This is a genomic window from Yersinia aleksiciae (genome assembly GCF_001047675.1).
Taxonomy (GTDB): Bacteria; Pseudomonadota; Gammaproteobacteria; order Enterobacterales; family Enterobacteriaceae; genus Yersinia; species Yersinia aleksiciae.
In genome coordinates this window covers 3,186,372-3,207,860 of record NZ_CP011975.1, presented here as the reverse complement: position 1 = coordinate 3,207,860, position 21,489 = coordinate 3,186,372, and the positions used below count along the sequence as shown (strand labels likewise).

Genomic DNA, 21,489 nt, shown 5'->3' with positions numbered 1-21,489 from the left:
GTAAGTGCCAGCTTAATGAGTAAAAATGGTGTAATACATAGCAATAGCACGATAAATCAAAGTCATACTGTGACAAGATTCGTATTGTCTGTGGTAACGCATGGATACATTTCAGAACTTTGGAATATATATCAAATTGTGTCAGATGTAGTAAAAATCATTCGATCTGCATAGTATGTATTCATTACCAACATACTATTAACAGTGAAAATTATTAGGCGAATACTCACTATGACCGATCGTTCTGATACTGCACTTCCTCCGGCCGTTAATGCATCTGTAAAACGTACATCCTTCTCAATTCTGGGGGCGATTAGCGTATCTCACTTTCTCAACGATATGATCCAATCGTTGATTCTGGCGATTTATCCTCTATTGCAAGCCGAGTTTTCACTGAGTTTTGCTCAAATAGGGCTAATCACACTGACTTACCAGCTTACGGCTTCGTTGTTACAGCCGTTGATTGGTTTGTATACCGATAAGCACCCACAGCCCTACTCCCTGCCAATTGGTATGGGATTCACGTTGTCGGGCATATTATTGCTCGCCGTGGCAACGACTTTCCCCGTGGTTTTACTGGCCGCTGCGTTGGTTGGCACCGGTTCATCGGTGTTCCATCCAGAATCATCACGGGTCGCCCGTATGGCATCCGGTGGACGTCATGGCATGGCTCAGTCCGTGTTTCAGGTAGGTGGTAACTTTGGTAGCGCACTCGGCCCTTTGCTGGCAGCAATCTTGATTGCACCTTATGGCAAGGGCAATGTCGGCTGGTTTTCACTCGCGGCACTACTCGCGATTGTCGTGCTATTGCAGGTCAGTAAGTGGTATCAGCAGCAACAAAGAGCCTCCCATGGGAAAGCTATAAAAATCTCATCGGCTAAAATGCTGCCAAAAAAGACAGTTATTAAGACGTTAGCTATCTTGATGGTGCTGATATTCTCTAAATACTTCTACTTGACCAGCATCAGTAGCTATTACACCTTCTATTTGATGCATAAGTTCGGTGTTTCGGTACAAAATGCGCAAATACACTTATTTGTATTCCTATTCGCAGTAGCCGCCGGAACCATTATTGGCGGGCCTCTCGGGGATCGAATAGGCCGAAAATATGTTATTTGGGGGTCTATATTGGGTGTAGCACCATTTACCCTGATTTTACCCTACGCTTCTTTGTACTGGATGGGCATTTTAACCGTGATCATCGGTGTCATCCTCGCATCGGCCTTCTCTGCGATACTAGTCTATGCACAAGAGCTGATTCCGGGGAAAGTGGGGATGGTATCCGGCTTATTCTTCGGTTTTGCTTTCGGTATGGGCGGTATAGGTGCGGCTGTACTAGGGTATGTTGCTGATTTGACCAGTATTGAATTGGTTTATCAAATATGTGCATTCTTACCATTACTCGGGATATTTACTGCATTACTGCCTAATATAGAAGATAAGTAATAGTAATTACCTAATAATCCCGACTGAGATATCTGTTTCAGTCGGGAGAGTTCCCTATGTAATAGTAGCAAAATCAGCAAATCCCTCACAAACAACCACTTCAAACAATTTCCATGCCAAACATGACTTTTATCGATAAAAAATGAATTTTTATCGCGCATTGATCGCATAAATGCAATAAACTGATGTTATTGCTGTGAAATGCTTACCGCCCTGTAAATACCTAATAAATTTCAAAATGCAGGAAGACGGCAAGCGAATGAATCCCGATGAGCTTACTTCGATAAGTCATTCGGGTGATTGAACGCCAACATACCCGCAACTTGAAAGATGACGGCTATAACTAGAAGGAGTCTGGATGCACCACTCAACACCCTTAATCACCACGATCGTCGGAGGCCTTGTTCTCGCCTTCCTCTTGGGCACACTGGCTCACCGCCTACGCATCTCACCACTGGTGGGATACCTTGCCGCAGGGGTGCTTGCCGGGCCATTCACGCCAGGTTTTGTTGCTGATACATCATTAGCACCGGAACTGGCTGAGATTGGTGTTATTTTGTTGATGTTTGGTGTCGGACTTCACTTCTCGCTTAAAGACCTCCTCGCCGTAAAATCGATCGCCATACCGGGAGCCATCGCACAAATTGCCGTCGCAACCTTGTTAGGGATGGGCTTATCTCATTTATTAGGCTGGGATTTGATGACTGGATTTGTCTTCGGTCTCTGTCTGTCAACCGCCAGTACCGTGGTATTGCTGCGGGCATTGGAAGAGCGGCAACTGATTGACAGCCAACGAGGACAAATTGCCATTGGCTGGCTGATTGTCGAAGATTTGGCGATGGTGCTGACATTGGTGCTATTGCCCGCTTTTGCTGGTGTCATGGGTAACGAAACCACCAGTTTGAGCCAATTATTCACTGAGTTAGCGATTACCATCGGTAAAGTGATCGCATTCATTACACTGATGATTGTCGTCGGTCGTCGATTGGTGCCATGGATACTGGCTAAAACCGCCAGTACTGGCTCGCGAGAACTGTTTACACTGGCAGTACTGGTGTTAGCGCTCGGCATTGCTTACGGTGCTGTGGGGCTGTTCGATGTATCCTTCGCCCTCGGTGCATTCTTCGCCGGAATGGTATTGAATGAATCGGAGCTAAGCCACCGCGCGGCACAAGATACCTTACCGTTACGTGACGCCTTCGCCGTGCTGTTCTTTGTGTCAGTGGGTATGTTGTTCGACCCGATGATCTTGTTACATGAGCCGTTAGCCGTACTGGCGTCATTAGCCATCATCATCTTCGGTAAGTCAGTGATAGCTTTCGCATTAGTGCGGATGTTTGGTCACTCAAAACGCACCGCACTCACCATTTCCGTCAGCTTGGCACAAATCGGGGAGTTCGCCTTTATTCTGGCGGGGTTGGGGATCTCACTTGGCTTAATGTCTGAGCATGGTCGTAATCTGGTGCTGGCGGGGGCGATTCTGTCCATTATGCTCAACCCATTGCTTTTCACCTTGCTGGATCGTTATTTAGCCAAGAACGAAACCATGGAAGATCTGATTCTGGAAGAGGCGGTCGAAGAGGAAAAACAGATCCCTGTCGACTTGTGCAACCATGCATTATTGGTTGGCTATGGCCGGGTCGGGAGCTTATTAGGGGCAAAACTTCATGCCGAAGGGATCCCGCTGGTCGTCATCGAGAATTCTCGGCCAAGAGTAGAAGCTCTACGTGAACAAGGTATTAATGCCGTATTAGGCAACGCTGCAAGCGCCGATATTATGTCGCTGGCGCGTCTGGATTGCGCGCGCTGGTTATTGTTGACGATTCCAAATGGCTACGAAGCGGGTGAAATTGTTGCATCTGCCAGAATTAAGAGGCCCGACCTCGAGATCATTGCTCGCGCCCATTATGATGATGAGGTGGTTTATATCTCAGACCGCGGTGCGAATCAGGTTGTTATGGGTGAACGCGAAGTGGCTAACAGTATGCTGAATATGCTGAAAATAGATACGCTGACGGAAGAAGATAAGCGTCCAGCTTGCCCAATCTAACCTCGCTTTCTGTCATTCAGTACCCGACAAAAACAAACAGGGCCAGCATATTTGCCGGCCCTGTTTTTTATCGGGTGTACTTCCACGGCTTATTACCGTTCCCAGTAGGACTCTTCCAAACTGTCTTCCCGCTCAGGCAAACCACGAGTTAAACGCGGTGAATGTTGGTTCAGTACCTGATAGCTAACCCGGTTTGCATATTTACACACTTGAGCCAATGAAGAGTAGCTAAGGTAACTGCGAACATGTTTACTGGAGTTAGGAACATTATTACGGTGATAACCATTGGCTGCAATATCATGCAGCACAGCGGATAGAGCGCCGTCCCCTGCCCCATTGGTATTCATTATTTTCTCAGGCCCACCCATATAAGGCGCAATATGAGAATAGATACGGAATGGATTATCACAATACTCTTTGCGCATCGCCCTACTGAATTCGTACAGATTAAATTCTGCAATTGCCCCCGGCAATAGTGGATGCTGAGTCTGGCGCTTATTCGCCTCTTCGGTATAACCCGCCATATAAAGCCCATTAGGGCCCGCGGTACACAGCACTAAATCTACCCAGTTCAGCGCCATATCCGAAGCCATCAGCGGATCATTTAGCCCAGTCAGCTCATAAGCCTCATCTTCATTCATCGCTAATATAGAGACATGATCATTAAGGAAATTACGCCACCACTGAGGATTATCTGCAATGACATATTTAGTGCCTAGCGTCATGACCACCGGAACATTATGTTTCTTCGCATAACTGATTGCCTGCATGGTGGCATCAGGCATCGGCTCACCCGGCTTACAACGCACCAGATAAGCCGTCAGAACTAAAGCAGATGCCCCTGCAATCACCTCTTCCGGAATACTTCCAGGACGTAGCTGATTCATTTGGCCAGGACTAATCGCAAAAGTCCGCTCGCCATTATCGGTAATCAAGGTAAAACAACGGCCAATAGCCCCATCAACGGCCTGCAAATAATTCAGGTCAGTCCGACTGGAGGTGTTGCACAAGTAACGATAGGCATAGCTACCAATTTTGATATTGCTACACATCGTCCCCAAAAGAATGGAGCGATCATCAGCTAACACGGAATAATTGTGCAACGTATTACCGATGGTACCGCCCGCAAACTCATGAGTAATTAACCCATTGAGTGTCAGTTCCTGATAAAGGCGCTCAGCAACATCATCCTCAATCACCAAAGAGTGCCCCTGGCTGAGGCCATAGCGCGCGATAAAGTCCTCATCGACCTTAGCTTCAATATCAACCAGCGTTTGATCAATGCCAACGATATAAGATGCACTCATTTCATTATCAGCCTGAACTGGCTGCAATAATGGATCACGGGCATTAACAGGAAAATAGTGCTTAGATTTGCGCTTACCAGGAAATTTCATTGTTTTGGGTTACAAATGTAGAAATGGGAAGATGCAGAATTTTAGCACATTTAGGGAAGAGGAACAGGGAGGGATAGGCCGAGCTACCAAGCTGTCAGCACAAAAATAGCAGATGATGAGATAAATTATGGCTATAAAAAAAGCAGCAGAGTTATTGTTCCACTGCCTTTTATTATTAATCTAATACAAGCTATTCTTTCGGTAATCTTACTAATGCATCTTGACGTTCACGCACATAATGGCGAACTAAGACAAAACCAATCGCCCCGACTAAGCCAACAAAACCAAATAAAATAACAATCAAGATACGTTTTTTAGTATCTTGAACTATAGGATCAGAAGGTTGCTGTAAATAGCTAAAGCTTTGAAAATAAACATAAATAGGCTTAAGCGCCATAATCTTATCAAGATGCATTTTTTTGTTTAACAGATCTATATTGACAGTAGTTAAGTCAGTTATAGATCTCTCAATGTCTAATTCGCGACTCAAGGCATCATAACCCAATGAAATTGGATAATTATTACTATCACCCGAAATATCAAATTCATCATGGGTTGGTTTCTGCAACCCCGCAGCCTTAGCTATTGAAGCCGCATATTCTAACTTCTGAATTCTGACTATTTGCTCATTTTTAGCCAACTGTAAGGCCAATTGATACTCTTCGGTAGCTGTCTTTTTAGCATTATCTATAATGAAGCTAATTTGATAATTAACTTCATTATTGACCTGTTTGTTAACATAAGAAATGTAGCCTGCTAACGTGTCCTTTATACCTAAATCACTGTTAGATTTGTAATTTAGGACATAGCTATTTTTATTCTCAAGATAATCACTCATATTTTTATCGGTAATTAATCTTGAAACATCCACACTACCGACTGGCTTAACGTCTAAATTGTCAGCATACTTATTAAATAAATCCCGAGAAGAATAATTCTTTTTAAAAGAACCAAAAATATCATCCTGACTAATATTCGCATCAATATTTAACAGTAACAGTGAAGAATTTACAGAGTCTAGAGATTGAAGTTCACGCTCAGAAGGTAGAGAAACTATTGCTGAACTGAGCCAGTTTTTCGGAGAGAGCAATGTAAGACCAACACCCAAAAAAACAAAAATAACAGTAATAAAAGCAACGATCTTATATGACTTTGATATAATAGATGCTAGTTCTATAAGATCTATCTCATCTTTGTTCGAAGATAAGTTACATTGCTCAAAAGAAGATAATTTCTTATTATCTAGAGATCTGCCAATCATCAATTTTTATCCATGTTCATAAAAGTATTAACTCATTAATTACTAAGAAAAAACCATTAATTATAACCATTGGGATTCATCTCTTGCCATTTCCAGGCATCCCGAAGCATGTCAGATAAATTCCTTTTCGCTTGCCAGCCCAACTCTATACCGGCAAGTTCAGGACTTGCCCAACACTCAGCTATATCACCTGGCCTGCGAGAAACAATATCAAATGGAACATTCTTACCTGTAATACGCTCAAATTCGTTAATCATTTGTAAAACAGAATAGCCTATTCCAGTTCCTAGATTATATATGCGAAACCCAGTAACTAATTTATTTAAAGTACTAAGATGCCCTTCAGCTAGATCCATAACATGGATATAATCTCTAACACCAGAGCCATCTGGCGTATCGTAATCATTTCCATAGACAAATAGTTTAGATAATCTACCGATGGCAACCTGGGTCATGAATGGTAATAAATTATTGGGTTTCCCATTAGGATCCTCACCAATTAATCCAGAAGAATGAGCTCCTACTGGATTAAAATACCGCAATGCTGTTATTGAAAAATCAGGATGAGATAAAGAAAAATCTTTTAGTATTTGTTCAACCATTACTTTTGAAGTGCCGTATGGATTGGTAGTACCACCAATTCGAGCATTTTCAGTCAATGGAACAAACTCAGGTTCACCATATACCGTAGCTGAAGAACTGAATATTAATTTATTAACATTAGCAGCAAGCATTTCCTCAAGTAATACAATCGAACCTGTAACATTATTTTGATAATATTCGAGAGGCTTCTCAACCGACTCACCTACCGATTTCAAACCCGCAAAGTGGATCACTGAACTGATTTTATGACTCGAAAAAATAAGCTTCAGACAAGACCTATCAAGCACGTCACCTTGATAGAACTTAGCCTCGCGCCCACAAATTTTTGATACTCTAACCAAGGATTCTGCTGATGAGTTAACTAGATTATCAAGAACAACAACATCTTTCCCTTGCTCTAACAACGTGAGTACTGTATGGGAACCTATATAGCCCGAACCACCAGTGACTAAAACAGTCATTTCTCACCCTCGATTAATAAATAAGTACATTATATTCATAATAACTAGATTAGTGCAGATTGCTTTGACATATTAAAAACCTATTAATCACCAAAAATAATTTTACTGTATTCTTCTTTCTTATTATTAATATCAAATTTGTTTTTTCTATTTTTTGCTATCGAATGAAATCGTTCATAATTAGTAAAGATAGTTTCTAATGCTACAGATAAGTTTGTTTCTGTGTTAGTAATAAGTATGCCATTCCCATCAATGACTTCGCTACAACCACCAACATCACTTAATATGAGAGGCACCCCAGCTGTTGCTGCCTCTAATGCGGACATGGGTAAGCCTTCACTATCGGATGTTAAGACAAAAACATCATATTGTTTAAACTCGTTAAAATTTTCTATCTCACCTAAAAAACTTATATTATTGTAATCCGAATACTTATTGCGTAAAGAATCTCTATACTCCCCATCCCCAATAACATCCAACTTATATTCAGGGTTATTAGAAACAACCTTACAAATCAATTCGGGTCTTTTAGGGTGAGTTAACCGACCTAAAAATAATATCTTATTTTCGCATACCCGATCATCACGAGGTGATAAAGGCGTAATCGCATTTAGTGACGTGACTATCTTATCTTTTTTTATTCCAATATCATTAACAGCCTTTACTTCATCACTTTTTGATACACACCATATTACATCGGATAAATGTGACAATAAACGTTCAACATAACAAAATATAGACTTTAAAAATTTTCCATTGTATAAACAAGACCAACCATGAGAAACATAAATGCATCTAAATCTCATGAAAATACGGGTAAGTCTACTATATAGTCCTGCATTAGCAGAGCTTGAAACAACAATATCAATATTTTTTTCCTTTAAAGCCTTATACATTAAATATAACGCCTTAATACTTGTCATTCTTTGCAACTGAGGGATTATTATAATATCATCACATGAAATTGACTCCGTCAACCAACCTGGTTCTGATGTTATCAAAGTAATGTTATGCTCCCGATTAAACAATTTAACCTGTTCTAAAACCCAACTTTGGGCTCCACCCACTTCAGATTTTGTTATTACAAATGCAATATTTGGCATCTTGCCCCCTCAAAAGAGCCTCACTAGTTATTGTGAATGATAATTATTAATTTTATTTATTCACAAACTCTTCTGAGATAGTTTTCACTACTGCATCTTGCAAAGAGTAAGGGGCTGAAAAGCTATAAGCACCAATATTTTTTGAGCTAAACTGTGTTTTGGCACAAAATTTCTTAATTCTAATACTACTGACAGGCAGTTCTTTACCGCTAATTTTTGCCAAAAAGTCAAAGAAATAACCAGCACAGATCCCAATAAAATAAGGGATCTTAACAACTTTATTTTTCCTCCCAAGGCAAGTATAAATTACAGTAGATAACTCATTCATCGTGAAATCAGGCTTATCTACATAATTCACTAAATGATATCCAGTAGGGAATGAAATACTTTTAGCCAAGAAAGCAGCTATATTCTCTACATAAGCCATAGATTTTTCATTTTCACCACGACCAATCATCAAAAACTTGCCTGATGCTATTTGCTTAAATAAGTTATATACATTACCTCGGTTACCAATACCAAAAACAACTGTAGGACGAATAGTCACTAATTTTGCCTCTGAGGAAGTATTAAACCAAGCATCATAAACATTTTCTGCTTCTAACTTAGATTTTCCATAATGATTGAAAGGAGAAAACTTTCCATTTTCATCAGTGTCTTCTTCAACAAACCCATAAACAGCAACAGAGGACGTAAAAATAATATTTTTAATATCAAGAGAATCTGCCGCTCTACAAATATTTTTAGCACCATCAACATTGACTTGATAGTAAAGACTTACGGGTCGCACATTATCTTTGTGTTCAGCCGCTAAATTTATAATTACATCATGACCATAAAGAGAGGATGCTAATGTATCATATTGAGTGACATCACAATACTTCCATCGCTCAGGATACGCATCACTTTTTTTCTTATCTAAAATAGTAAATTTGACATTACCATTACTAAGTAACCTAGCCAAATTTGTACCAATAAAACCAGAACCACCAATTATAGCTACATTCATATAAGATCCATACATTATTAAATAATCAAGAAAACAAAAAAATCATCTTCCCACAAAAGAATAAATATAAAGAGGAATAGCCTCTTGCTTATATTATGTTATGTTTAGCCTTAGACTCATTGATACAAGCAAGCACTAATAGAGGATAGAAATATATTAATGGTGTTATATTTTGTTTGTACCTTATTGCAGCTCCTGGGTTAAAAATTCCAAAAGGATAATGAATCATTAATACTATAACTACAGCTGGAATAAATGAGAAATAAAAGAACTTTCTATAAAATGGATTATTTTCCGTTGCTTTATAATATCGATAATATATATATATGGTTAGAATAAAACTAATAATTCCTTCAATAAAGAAAGGAGTATAAGTAACTCTATTTATTGTTTCATAAAATGTCGGTCCAACAATAGAAATAAAAAAACCCCACACCATATTATTGAAATAGTTTGAGATTGTACCCCATTGTATATAATACCGATTAGCATATGAAGTATCAGACGATAAGAAGTAATTCTTAATTATATCTAACACGGTCAAGAACTTGATACTCCACGTATCTACAGTTATAGCTAGTATCAACATCAATATAGTAGATAATACTATTAATGATAAGATATAGAACCATTTCGTAAAGTTAGCAAATTTAACATTACTCAGCAGAATACTGCTAATTGCAAGATAAACATATGCAATACCATAATGTGGCCGGAGTAGAAGTCCAAAAACAATACCTAGCCCCAAAAAAATTATTTTATTTTTTCTTCCAAACTGTACATTAACAAGCCATTTTATAAAAAAAAGAAATCCAGCTATAGCTATAACTTCCTTCCCAGCTACGCTGGTCCAAATCTGAAAGCTTGGCAGAAGAAAGCATATATATAATATTTTTCTATCTATAAAATTAAGAAGATCTTTAAATACATAAAAAAATGACAGGCCAAACATTATAGATATAAATATATTTGTCATTAACTTACTTGAAATGAAATATTGTAAAAGTGAAAATATATTATCTACAAATTGAGTTCTATCTAAAAAATCATTTAAGTTGATTGTTGCATTTAAATATCTTTCAGCGTCAGCCAAATGAGAAAACCGATTATATACAAAAACCGCAAAAAGTGTAAAGAAAACCTTTACTATAATAACTGAGGTAAGTTCTTTTTTATATAGCATATCACTCTCAATTAGCACCCATAGAAATAATTACTCACACTTATTCCTATATACTTCATCACTACTTGATATAAATAATTTCATTACAAAAGAGCAAGTAATTACAAATAAAACTCAAATTTTCTCTTTTGAAGAAAGTCAGATATAGGCTTTCCATATATTTTTTTGCATGCAATATTAATTATAAACAAATAGAATCGTGGAAATCTTAACATTGCTATTAACAAGAAAGCTCTTATTTTTTGCAGAAAATTACCATATTTTATATAGACACTCATAATTCTTCCTGCATAAGCGTTCACTTTATCAGAACACTCTGAATCAATTATTTTGTTAAATGCTAATTGAGCAATTAGAAATTCAGGAATAGATAGCCCTTCCATAATCGTATGAATTGCTCTTTCTCTGAACTTAGCATTTGATAAAACATCAGGTAAAAAAAGCAGATTAAAAGCAGATGATTGTTGCCAACAGTTCATACGATCTGGCTTTTGCCACTCAACAATACTTTCACCTGATAATAAAATACGAGCGTTATTTTCTAAAGCACAATATACAGGTGCTAAATGTGGTGCATTAACAAAACATCCCCAATATGTGAACTTCAGAAATGGTCGGAAAACTTTCATATTGAAAACATTATTAGAAATAAGCAAATGGTTACTAAAGTTTTTTCCAATTGAATCTAAATATGCTTCGAAAGACTCACATACAGAATCAACTCGTTTATTTTTTAAAAGCTCAGATGAAAAATTTATAAAATCAACTTTCCCTTCACCGATATATTTTTTTATTATACTTAACGCATTTGGTTTTACACAATCATCATCACTGAGTAGCCACATCCAGTCATTTTTTTCTAATTCAAAACATTTTGCAATATTCGCATTTGCACCAATATTTACTTTATTTCGATGGAAAGATATTCTTGACTCATTTCTGAAAAGATCAATAATTTCGATATCGAAGTTTTCAGTAGCATTATCTGATATCAACAGTGTATCACTTTTACTCATTTGTGGTAGTAACTCAGAGATGCGTCTCTTTAACTTTTCTATTCTATTGTATGTAGGAATGACAATTGCCACACTAATATCGGATTCAGAACTCATATTATAATACCTATCAATGATAGCTAGAAAGTTTCATATTAATGTTCAAAGAGATTAAAGTATTTCTATTTACAGTCAATAGCTACTTTAAATAAAAATTTATTTTTTTAAAACCAGATATTACATCATAGTGCGGAGTCCACTCAAGAGCACGTAATTTAGTTGTATCCGGATACAATACGATTAACAGTACTTGAAATATAGTTGTTATCATTATTTGAAATAATAATTTTTGAAATGTTATTTCTTGACAACTGATTTACCGACAAAGCCAAATCACGAATACTTATCTCACAATTTTCATTTCCAACATTATATGCTTCTCCTATATGGCCACATAGCAAAACCTTGAAAATTGCATGAATAGTATCGGATAGATTACAAAAAGCTCGTATGGCTGAACCATCACTTTTCATATTTATATCTTTCCCTTGAGCAGCACTGCTTACAAAGCAAGCAAAAACGCGGCCATCATTTAGGTCCATCCCCGGTCCATATGTATGGAATATTCTAACAATTTTGCACGGGACAGAATATTGTTTCCCCCATGAAATGCACATTGTCTCACCCATTCTCTTGCTTTCAGCATAGCAAGCACGTAATTCACTGCAATCCAATGAGCCAAAATCATTTTCCGAAACATATTGAACAACTTGATTTAGGTTCCCATAAACTTCGGCGCTACTAAAGAAAAGCACTCCATCAATACTTTGAAGATTATTCCTAGCAAATTCAAGTACGTTATAAGTTCCTTTTGTATTTGCCAGAAGAGTTCCGACGGGATCTGCCTTATAATACCTTGGGCTAGCTTGGCTCGCAGCATGGATAATATAATTAATAGTAGTGTCTATTTTAATTTCTATTGAAACATCTTGGCATATAAAACTCAACCAATTATCCTCCAGAAGGTGGTTAAATCTCTTTTTGGCTTTTATCTCATTTCTTACTAAAGCGCCTACTTTGATGTTTAAGCCATGATATTTATTTAACACTGAAATAGTTTCAACCATATAAGCCGGAATGAAACCATTTCCCCCTGTAATTAAAATGGTTTTGTTTTTTTAATTTTATCACCTCCTGGACTGAGTTAATTACATTGTTTATATCCTGAAAGATTATTTTTTATTCATCATATATATTTTGATATAAATACCATTTCAAAAAAATCGTAATACATTATTAGGAAAATACCATTCGGTATACTGCACACCTAAACTAAATCATAATGAGAGATACAAAATAATGACTATTCGACTTAGTCACCATCAACTACATCACGATAGTAATATTTTCGAAATAGTATATAGCACCAAGGCAATGATATAATTATCATTATAACTCCATAGATTGCAATTGTAGCAAATGAGCTAATTTTCGAAAAAATATAAATAAGCGGAAGAGCTATAAGTCCAGTTAACAATGAATTCCATATCATAGGCTCCTCCTTATGACACCGCATATAGACTGCCATAGAGAATATTGCATGATTAGCTATAGAAATCACGAAAAGCAATACGAGAATATCAAAGCTGGCAATTCTATTCACTATATCGATATTAAATTTTTTTAGGAGAAAAACAAGAATTAAGAACAGAATGGACACTAAGAGATTTAGTATCGCTGATTTTTTCATCAAAGATATAAATAATGTATTCAATTCTGACTTTTTATTTTCTGCGATCAACCTAGCCATTGTTGGACTCTTAGCTGTAACCCAACTCATTGAGAGGGATAGCATTGCACTAAATGTCGCCAATGTTAAGCCTACTCTTCCAGCCTCAATTGATCCTTGATGTGCAAATAGCATCGGATTAAATAGCTGAAAAATGAAGTATCCACTTAACCAACTTAAAGCAATTTTCCACTGAAAAGGAAAAATCTCTTTATACCAAGATATCTTTTCGCTAGATAGAAGGTTATTAAGCTCAGGTCTAAATAATAATTTTCCATATTTTCTTAATACTAAGACTGTCGAAAATAATGCTGCAGTGCCAGTGACTGCAGGTATGGAAATTAATCCTAACTTACATATGAATAGTATCGAAAGGGCTGTATAACCAACTATTGATTGTATTAATCTTATCGTTGCAACTTGACCAACAAGCCCCAACCCCTCTAATACTGCTAAAAATGGACTGATAAAAAGATTTACTGAAGAAAAGAAAACTAACAAAGCCCACCCTGGTAACCATTCATATAACATCAAGTTTCCATTGTGTTTAAAAAAATAGAATCCAGCAAAAAAGACAATCACAAAGAAAATCAATGAGATAATTGCATACCACTTTTTTAATAATGAAATAAGTGAGTAAATACGACTAATACTATTATTATCCCCTTCGAGCCTATTATTATTAATAGTGACATGAGCCATTTCATGACCAATAAGCTGGACAACGACGTAATTAAAGCCGAGTTCAAAAAACACCTGCATTGCAATTAAGCTTGCAAAGGTAAAAAAATAACCTTGTTCAGGTGCCGTTAGATAAAGTGGAATTAATATTATTAATATACCACCGGCAGCGATAGTCCATAACCTAAGTAATAAGGTCACGCCAACATGATAATCTATTGAAGTAATTTTTGACATTTTAGATACTAGGGTTTGGTTATTTATCATGTTTTTTAAAAAATATCGCTTTTGTAATTATAGTTAAATATACTAATCTATGCATCTTAATAGATACTAAGTTAGCCATTGATAAATTAAGTAAATTTTAAAGTACTTCCAACTAAAAATTTTTTACTTATACAGAAATTGCCTATCAATTTAATTACCAAATGCCAGTCGAGGGCAATATTCTCTAGCATCGCTCATTAAGACTTCGATAAGCATTGGTCTTGGGTTACCAATAAAATCATTTATATATTTTTAAAGCTCAACATCAGTCGTAGTAGTGAATGCTATAATATTATAGGCCTTAGCAATACTTGCAAATGATGAGCTATACCCATTCCAATATGTCGAATCATCTCGACCATCAAAATACATCTCTTGAAATACTCTAACCATACCTAAAGAATCATTATTAAGTACAATTGTTAGTATAGACCTTTTCTCTCTGGCGATGATATCAAGTTCTTGAATATTTAGCAGTGCTCCGCCATCACCGGTAATCACAACGACAAGATCATTAATCGCATAAGAAATACCGATCGCAGTCAGTATTCCAAAGCCCATGGCACCTAAGCCACCAGAGTTATGAATTGCCTGTCCTAAACTCAATCGTAGAGAGTGTGCAGCCCACATCTGATTGTTACCAACATCAGTAAAATAATGCACTTTTTTATCATTAAATGAGCTATTCAAAATTCCACATATCTTAAACGGGCTAATATCAAGTTCTTCATACTCATCAACAAACATCTCATCCAATGCTTATTAAGTTTTGAAAACCAATCATCATATTTACTATTTACAATATTACTTAACGAGTAAGAAAAGAAGTCTTCACACGGTGCAACAACGCTAAAATCGCCATTTACTCGGTTGTTAAGCTGTTGCTGATCAATATCTATTTGGACAATTTTTGCATTCCGAGCAAAATCATCTGTATCCGCACCAGTTTGGCGAACATCTAAGCGACTTCCCAGAACAATAACTAAGTCTGCTTGCAGTAGAGCATAGTTTGCAGTACGAGTACCATAGCTACCAATCATACCAAAGTATCCTGGTAGCGCTGTCGTCTTTTCACTCCCTTTCAAACTTGCAACGTGCGAGATATGATTATCAGAAATGTAAGTTTGCCACTCACCAAAATTTCTTGCATTAATGACTCCGCCACCAATTAAGAAAATCGGTTGTTTTGAATTATTTAATAAAGTAAACATCTCCTCAAAATCTGATGATTTGATGAAATTATCTTTTATTTTTTTAATTTTCATTTCTTTTAGATAATCAATCACATTTTCATCTAATTCTGCTCTTTGCAGATTCATTGGAATATCTATAAGTACAGGACCGGGTCTTCCACTTATTGCTGTGTCAATCGCATACTGCAGATATGGAATAATTTCATCTTTGTTTTTTATCTGATAAGCATACTTTGTAATACTTTGAACGATACTGACTATATCTAATTATTGGAACCCTTGCTGTCGAATATTATTTTCACTTTTGATTTCGTTAGTATTGACCTGACCAATAATAAAAATACAAGGTGAGCTATCCAACCAACAATCTGCGATGTCTGTAATTAAATTTGTGACTCCAGGACCACTAGTCCCTAATGCCAAGCCTAATTTTTTATTACCCGTAGCTCTAGCGATTCCACCTGCTGCAAATGCCGCGGCCTGTTCATGATGTACAGAGACTAATTTTTTCCCCTAATAAATTGATACTATCGACAAGATGTGCAATCATCCCGCCAATCAATTCAAATCCAAAGTCTCCATTATTAGCACTCAATACATGTGCTATGGCATCAGACGCTTTCATTAACTACCTCAGTAAAACTGAGCTAGACTAGCTAGTCTCAGCGTAATAGCTAAATTAGAAATTCAGACCAAAGAACTCTTCAAACTTACTCACGACATAATCTAAATGATCATGTGTCAGCCTTGAATAGATACCAATCCAAAAGTTTGATTCATGATTCTGTCAGTATTAGTCAATTCACCCACAATACGATATTTCACATCATGGCAATAGGGTTGACGAGTTAGGTTACCAGCGAAGAGTAAAAGAGTCCCTATTTTTGCTTCATCTAAGAATTTAACCAAATCAATACGACTGATTCCGCAATCTTCTTTTAAAGTTATAGGGAAACCAAACCACGATGGATCTGAGTTTTCGGTTGCTTCAGGTAACTCAATAAAATCTACACATGATTGAAGTTCTTCTTTGAGGTACTTAAAGTTTGCCTTATGCGTTTCAACAAACTCTTCTACACGTTCAAGTTGAGCGAGGCCACATGCAGCTGTAAGTATCCCACCAAAACGGCCCATTCACTTTTAGAGATCTTCCGACATACTGATTATGTCACCTGAGGAGATCGCTATGTGTAAGATCCGATTCACCGAGCACCAGATCATCGCAGTACTGAAGTCCGTCGAAGCTGGCAGGACCGTCAAAGATGTGTGTCGCGAGGCCGCTGATATCAAAAAACTCAAAGATCTTGAAGACGAGAATCGTCGCCTGAAGCAGATGTTTGCCGATCTGAGTCTGGAATGTCGGGCACTGAAAGACGTCATCGAAAAAAGCTTTAAAACCAGCGATAAAGCGTGAGCTCGTCAACTATTTGACCGAGCAGTTTACGATGAGCATACGCCAGGCATGCAGGACGTTATCGCTGAGCAGCGACGGTGTTTCGTTACCAGCCGGATACGCAACGCGATGAACCGGTGATGCAGGTGCTGACAGAGGTGGCCGAGCACTATCCCCGCTACGGATTTAAGAAATTTTTTCAGGTGCTTCGCAGGCAGGGCTACATCTGGAACCACAAGCGTGTACGCCGGAAGCCCTCAACCAAAGTTGGTCGATTGATTTTATGCACGACGCACTGACATGTGGCCGACGTTTTCGGACTTTCAATGTCGTCGATTATTTTAACTGTGAAGCTCTGGCTATTGAAATTGACCTAAACATCCCAGCGCAGCGTGTCGTACGGTGCTGGACAGGATAGTAGCAAACCGTGGATATCCGCTGAAGATGCGGATGGATAACGGACCGGAGCTGATATCACTGGCTCGGGCACAATAGGCTGAAGAGCATGGTGTGATGCTGGAATTTATCAAGCTAGGCAAACCGACGCAAAACGCACTTATCGAACGATTTAACCGAACGTACCGGACCGAAACACTGGATTTTTATCTGTTCAGAACGCTGAATGAATATAACAGTGAGCGGCCTCATGAGTCCCTGAATAACCTGACGCCGGAAGAATATCGGCTAACGGCTGAGAAACCGGAAATCTCAAAAAGTGTGTGGAACTAAAGCTGGGATACTTACAACACCATCACCATAAGTAAAGCAGAATGCCTCATCGTCCTTTACATAATCTTTAACGCGTTTCAAACGACCACCCGTCATTGAATGTTCACCGGTATCAACTAACGTCACATTCCACAGTTCTACTCGTTTATGATGTACTTTCATTTCATTATCGCGCATAGAGAAAGTAATATCAGACATATGCATAAAGTAATTAGCGAAGTATTCTTTTATTACATATCCTTTGTAACCACAGCAAATGATGAAGTTATTAATTCCATAAGCAGAATAGAGTTTCATTATATGCCATAAAATAGGCATCCCACCGTTCTCTACCATTGGCTTCGGTTTAACTATTGTTTCTTCACTCAGTCGAGTCCCCAAACCTCCGGCAAGAACGACTGCTTTCACTTTACTCTCCATTAATAATTACTTTGATGGCACGAAGGCGTCAGAGAAGAATTGGTCTTCAGCCAGTCCATATTGAACAAATTCCTGATGCGCAGCAGAAATCATGGCTAGCGAACCGCAAGCATATACACTGTATTTGCCTAGCTCAGAAAAATCGTTAATTACTGCTTTATGAACGAACCCTGTTTGGCCATGCCAAGAAATACCCTCCCCAGAAACGACGGGAGCACATTGAATATTTGGATATTCTGCTGCCCACTTATTGGCTATATCTGAATAAAAAAGTTTGCTTTCAGGCATTCCCCAGTAAATATGAATAGGGCGCTGATCATTCGTACTTATAAGTTCCTCGACCATTGCTTTAACGGGAGCAAACCTGTTCCTCCCGCTAAAAATATAAGTGGCCGGTTATTTTCACGTACAAAAAATATGCCTTGCGGCCCCTCAATGCGTAGAAGTTTCTGTAGCTTAAGTTCATTAAAAATGATTTCGCTGAAAATACCATTGGGGACTTTTCTTACATGTAACTCTATTTTATTATCAGGTGTATTAGCAATAGCATAACTACGCCTCTGACCATTAATGATTAAATCAATAAATTAACCAGCTAAATACTCAATTTTAGATGTTGGTGGTAAGCGTAATGTTAGAATAGCAATATTACTGCCAATAAATTCAATATTATCGAGTTTACATGGATAAGTTTTTCTCGTTATATGACTTAACTCAGGATAATATTTCACATTGATTTCTATATTACTTTTAGGTTTTGAGCAGCAAGTAAGAATAAATCCATTAGAAATATCTTCATCAGTTAACGAGATATTATTTCCTTGTTCTATTTCGTCAGAAACTAACTTTGCTTAGCAAGAACCACAACTACCATCTTTTCAACTATATTCTATATTAATATTATTCCTAAAGCTGAATCTAATATAGCCGTAGACTCTCCAGTATCAGAAATAATACCTAATGGCTGTAGTTTTATATTGAAAGACATATTTTATAGCCTGGCTAAATTAAAATTATTGGGGGGGAATTAATATTTTTAATCATCTCAAACAATATAGACAGTTTAATCTGACACTAAAGTAAAAAAGCAACACTCATTTATCACTAAATATCAATAAGTTACAGTATCTTTTTGGCTAAAGTACACGCTACCGCCCTTGGCTTACAGTAACCAATACACTGATAAATAACATACGGAATTGTAACGCTGTACATGACCTGCATTGATGCAACCTGCTAGTTTGACCAAAAAGATAGATGTTTTATCGCACTTTCAGTTAAACAAAAGTATGTACTTGTGGCTAATATTTTCCCTAATTTTCTTACATATAACCCATCATTACAAGTAAAATGTAAAACATATCATTTTCGAGATATTTCATATATCAACAGCTAAATATCGTTACGAAAATATATAAATATCAATTCGGTTTATTCTGATTTAATGGATGAAAAACACTCGATTAACATCGTTGTATTCGGTAAATCCTCCTTACATATAGAATCATTCCAACTGATATTAATATTATCGTTATTGAGACTATTGCACCATTAGCTCTACATATGGTCTCTAACTAACTGTTCTAAAAGATCAATATGCCCCACATCATCATTCAGCGCGGGGATGTATTCAAACTTTTTACCACCTGCATGTAAGAATATCTCACGATTTTGCTCTTTGATCTCTTCTAATGTTTCCAGACAATCAGCAGAGAAGCCTGGGCAGATTAGCTGAATATGTTCAACTCCCTGAGCAGGCAGGCTTTTTAATGTTTCATCGGTATAAGGAGTGAGCCAAGGTTCGCGACCGAATCGGGACTGATATGTCATCATGATCTGTTCTGGCGGTAGTGTTAGTTCTGCCCGTAACGCACGGCTGGTATCTTCACAGCGGATAGGATAATCATCACCCAATTGAGCATAGCGCTTAGGAATACCATGAAAGGACATCACTAATCGGTCTGGTTTACCGTGTTGTGCAAATGCATGTTCGACGCTCTGTTTTAGCGCTGAGATATAAGCGGGATGTTCTGCATAATCACGAATAAACGAAACTGATGGTAAGCGACGATACCCTTTCAATATGCGGGCAACCGCATCCCAGACGGCAGCACTGGTCGAACAGGAGTATTGCGGATAAAGCGGCAATATCACCAACTTAGTCACGCCTTGCGCTAATAGTTTATCAATGGCATCTGGCAGATTTGGTGAACCATAGCTCATCCCTAACTCGACAGGAATATCTGGCATACGTGCTGCCAGCGCTTTCTGTTGTCGCCGACTATAGACCAATAAAGGTGAACCCTCTTCCATCCAAACGGATTGATAGAGTTTGGCGACACGAGGCGAGCGAATCGGCAAAATAACACCGCGTAATAAAGGCCACCAAAGCAATGGGGATGTGTCAACGACCCTACGATCACTCAGGAACTCAGCCAGATAGCGTTTGACCGCTTGCGATGTAGGAGCATCTGGTGTCCCCAGATTAACCATCAGTACACCGAGCTTACTTTGCATCATGCACAAGTCCTTGTTTGGCTGTTACGCGTATTATTCGAGCTAATAATTGAGCTTTCAACGAGATCCGTAAAATACGAAAGGCGACCTCAGGCCGCCTTCGCTATCTTAGCATTCAGAATTAACCGAGAATAGTCGCCAGTTCGGCACTGACTTCTGCTACTTTACGGGTTCCGTCTAGTTTAAAGTATTTCGTATTACCCGCATCAGCTTCTTTACGGTAGTAAGAGACCAATGGCGCGGTTTGTTGATGATACTCAATCAAACGTTTACGCACGGTGGCTTCCTGATCATCTTTACGAATTGTCAGTTCATCACCTGTCACATCATCTTTATCTTCAACTTTAGGTGGGTTGAATTTAACGTGGTAAACACGACCTGAAGCAGCATGCACCCGACGGCCAACAATACGCTCGACAATCAGCTCATCCGGAACATCAAATTCCAGTACATAATCAACCTTGATGCCCGCTTCTTTCATGGCATCAGCCTGAGGAATGGTGCGCGGGAACCCATCTAACAGGAAACCGTCACGGCAATCGTCCTGTGTGATACGCTCTTTTACCAATGCGATAACCAGCTCATCTGTGACCAGCTTGCCGGCATCCATAATTTCTTTCGCTTTCAGACCTAACTCAGAACCTGCTTTTACAGCGGCGCGCAACATGTCACCCGTAGAGATTTGCGGAATACCGTATTTCTCCATGATGAATTGAGCCTGAGTACCCTTACCAGCGCCCGGAGCGCCCAGCAGAATGATACGCATTGCGTAAATCCCCTTGCTATGTAGTTTTTCTATGTGTTTTTACTTAAATAAATCGAAAATGCGGAAAACGAACAACCATACCATTTTCAGGGGGGTTGGCTCAAGGCGCGCGAAGTTGGTTAGCGGGATGGCATTAGCGACACTAAGGCAAAACTTAAGATTAAGGCACTGAAATTGAATAAAAAAAACGCCTCTGACAAGTTATATGCCAGAGGCGTTCCATTAC

16 protein-coding genes and 4 pseudogenes are annotated in these 21,489 nt (G+C 38.2%); 3 read left to right on the top strand and 17 right to left on the bottom strand.

Translation table 11 applies throughout. The annotated features are described in order from the left end of the window. Positions 1 to 231: 231 nt before the first annotated feature. Both rosA and ybaL read left to right on the top strand, forming a co-directional pair. Positions 232 to 1,446: an MFS transporter RosA gene (gene rosA, locus ACZ76_RS14315; protein ID WP_048619521.1), complete on the top strand. Its 1,215-nt coding sequence runs from the start codon at positions 232 to 234 to the stop codon at positions 1,444 to 1,446. Positions 1,447 to 1,804: 358 nt separating this feature from the next. Further along, positions 1,805 to 3,496 carry a YbaL family putative K(+) efflux transporter gene (gene ybaL / locus ACZ76_RS14310; protein WP_048619520.1) on the top strand — a complete coding sequence of 564 codons (1,692 nt, stop codon included), beginning with the start codon at positions 1,805 to 1,807 and terminating at the stop codon, positions 3,494 to 3,496. Positions 3,497 to 3,588: 92 nt separating this feature from the next. On the opposite strand, the gene ACZ76_RS14305 is transcribed toward ybaL, so the two are convergent. The 13 genes and pseudogenes from ACZ76_RS14305 to ACZ76_RS14255 form a co-directional block, all read right to left on the bottom strand. After that, positions 3,589 to 4,893 (bottom strand): inosine/guanosine kinase, encoded by a 1,305-nt coding sequence (locus tag ACZ76_RS14305; protein WP_048619519.1) that lies wholly within the window; start codon positions 4,891 to 4,893, stop codon positions 3,589 to 3,591. A gap of 190 nt (positions 4,894 to 5,083) precedes the next feature. Continuing rightward, positions 5,084 to 6,154, bottom strand: coding sequence for a Wzz/FepE/Etk N-terminal domain-containing protein (locus ACZ76_RS14300; protein WP_048619518.1), 1,071 nt, complete (start codon positions 6,152 to 6,154; stop codon positions 5,084 to 5,086). A 56-nt stretch (positions 6,155 to 6,210) separates the two neighbouring features. Further along, positions 6,211 to 7,218, bottom strand: coding sequence for a UDP-glucose 4-epimerase GalE (galE, locus tag ACZ76_RS14295; protein ID WP_048619517.1), 1,008 nt, complete (start codon positions 7,216 to 7,218; stop codon positions 6,211 to 6,213). An 83-nt stretch (positions 7,219 to 7,301) separates the two neighbouring features. Next, positions 7,302 to 8,321, bottom strand: coding sequence for a glycosyltransferase (locus ACZ76_RS14290; protein WP_048619516.1), 1,020 nt, complete (start codon positions 8,319 to 8,321; stop codon positions 7,302 to 7,304). A 52-nt stretch (positions 8,322 to 8,373) separates the two neighbouring features. Continuing rightward, positions 8,374 to 9,330, bottom strand: coding sequence for an NAD-dependent epimerase/dehydratase family protein (locus ACZ76_RS14285; RefSeq protein ID WP_048619514.1), 957 nt, complete (start codon positions 9,328 to 9,330; stop codon positions 8,374 to 8,376). 88 nt (positions 9,331 to 9,418) lie between these two features. After that, positions 9,419 to 10,513 carry a hypothetical protein gene (locus ACZ76_RS14280; protein ID WP_048619513.1) on the bottom strand — a complete coding sequence of 365 codons (1,095 nt, stop codon included), beginning with the start codon at positions 10,511 to 10,513 and terminating at the stop codon, positions 9,419 to 9,421. Between the two features lie 101 nt (positions 10,514 to 10,614). After that, positions 10,615 to 11,625, bottom strand: coding sequence for a glycosyltransferase family 2 protein (locus ACZ76_RS14275; RefSeq protein WP_048619512.1), 1,011 nt, complete (start codon positions 11,623 to 11,625; stop codon positions 10,615 to 10,617). 158 nt (positions 11,626 to 11,783) lie between these two features. Then, positions 11,784 to 12,635, bottom strand: coding sequence for an NAD-dependent epimerase/dehydratase family protein (locus ACZ76_RS14270; protein ID WP_048619511.1), 852 nt, complete (start codon positions 12,633 to 12,635; stop codon positions 11,784 to 11,786). A 245-nt stretch (positions 12,636 to 12,880) separates the two neighbouring features. Continuing rightward, the gene (locus ACZ76_RS14265; RefSeq protein ID WP_144413918.1) at positions 12,881 to 14,215 is read right to left on the bottom strand and encodes a hypothetical protein; all 1,335 of its coding nucleotides are present in this window, start codon (positions 14,213 to 14,215) and stop codon (positions 12,881 to 12,883) included. 282 nt (positions 14,216 to 14,497) lie between these two features. Then, entirely contained in the window at positions 14,498 to 14,992 is a 495-nt protein-coding gene (locus ACZ76_RS19455; RefSeq protein ID WP_200898140.1) for a thiamine pyrophosphate-dependent enzyme, read from the bottom strand. Continuing rightward, a complete protein-coding gene (locus ACZ76_RS19450) occupies positions 14,932 to 15,564 on the bottom strand; it encodes a hypothetical protein (protein ID WP_235428227.1) in 633 nt (210 codons plus the stop codon). The genes ACZ76_RS19455 and ACZ76_RS19450 overlap by 61 nt, the downstream gene beginning before the upstream one ends. A gap of 141 nt (positions 15,565 to 15,705) precedes the next feature. Further along, entirely contained in the window at positions 15,706 to 15,894 is a 189-nt protein-coding gene (locus tag ACZ76_RS19705; RefSeq protein WP_327213645.1) for a thiamine pyrophosphate-binding protein, read from the bottom strand. A gap of 223 nt (positions 15,895 to 16,117) precedes the next feature. Continuing rightward, positions 16,118 to 16,551 (bottom strand): annotated as a pseudogene (locus ACZ76_RS14255) (DegT/DnrJ/EryC1/StrS family aminotransferase); the annotation flags it as partial. 73 nt (positions 16,552 to 16,624) lie between these two features. Between ACZ76_RS14255 and ACZ76_RS18870 the strand changes: the two are divergent. Beyond that, a pseudogene (locus ACZ76_RS18870) lies at positions 16,625 to 17,560 on the top strand (DDE-type integrase/transposase/recombinase). Between the two features lie 6 nt (positions 17,561 to 17,566). Here the strand turns inward: ACZ76_RS18870 and ACZ76_RS14240 are convergent. The 4 genes and pseudogenes from ACZ76_RS14240 to adk form a co-directional block, all read right to left on the bottom strand. Beyond that, a pseudogene (locus tag ACZ76_RS14240) lies at positions 17,567 to 17,968 on the bottom strand (sugar phosphate nucleotidyltransferase); the annotation flags it as partial. A gap of 18 nt (positions 17,969 to 17,986) precedes the next feature. Continuing rightward, positions 17,987 to 18,968: pseudogene (locus tag ACZ76_RS19700) on the bottom strand (FAD-binding oxidoreductase). Positions 18,969 to 19,537: 569 nt separating this feature from the next. Beyond that, positions 19,538 to 20,500: a ferrochelatase gene (gene hemH, locus ACZ76_RS14230; RefSeq protein ID WP_048619507.1), complete on the bottom strand. Its 963-nt coding sequence runs from the start codon at positions 20,498 to 20,500 to the stop codon at positions 19,538 to 19,540. A gap of 118 nt (positions 20,501 to 20,618) precedes the next feature. Then, positions 20,619 to 21,263: an adenylate kinase gene (adk, locus tag ACZ76_RS14225; protein WP_048619506.1), complete on the bottom strand. Its 645-nt coding sequence runs from the start codon at positions 21,261 to 21,263 to the stop codon at positions 20,619 to 20,621. Positions 21,264 to 21,489 lie beyond the last annotated feature (226 nt).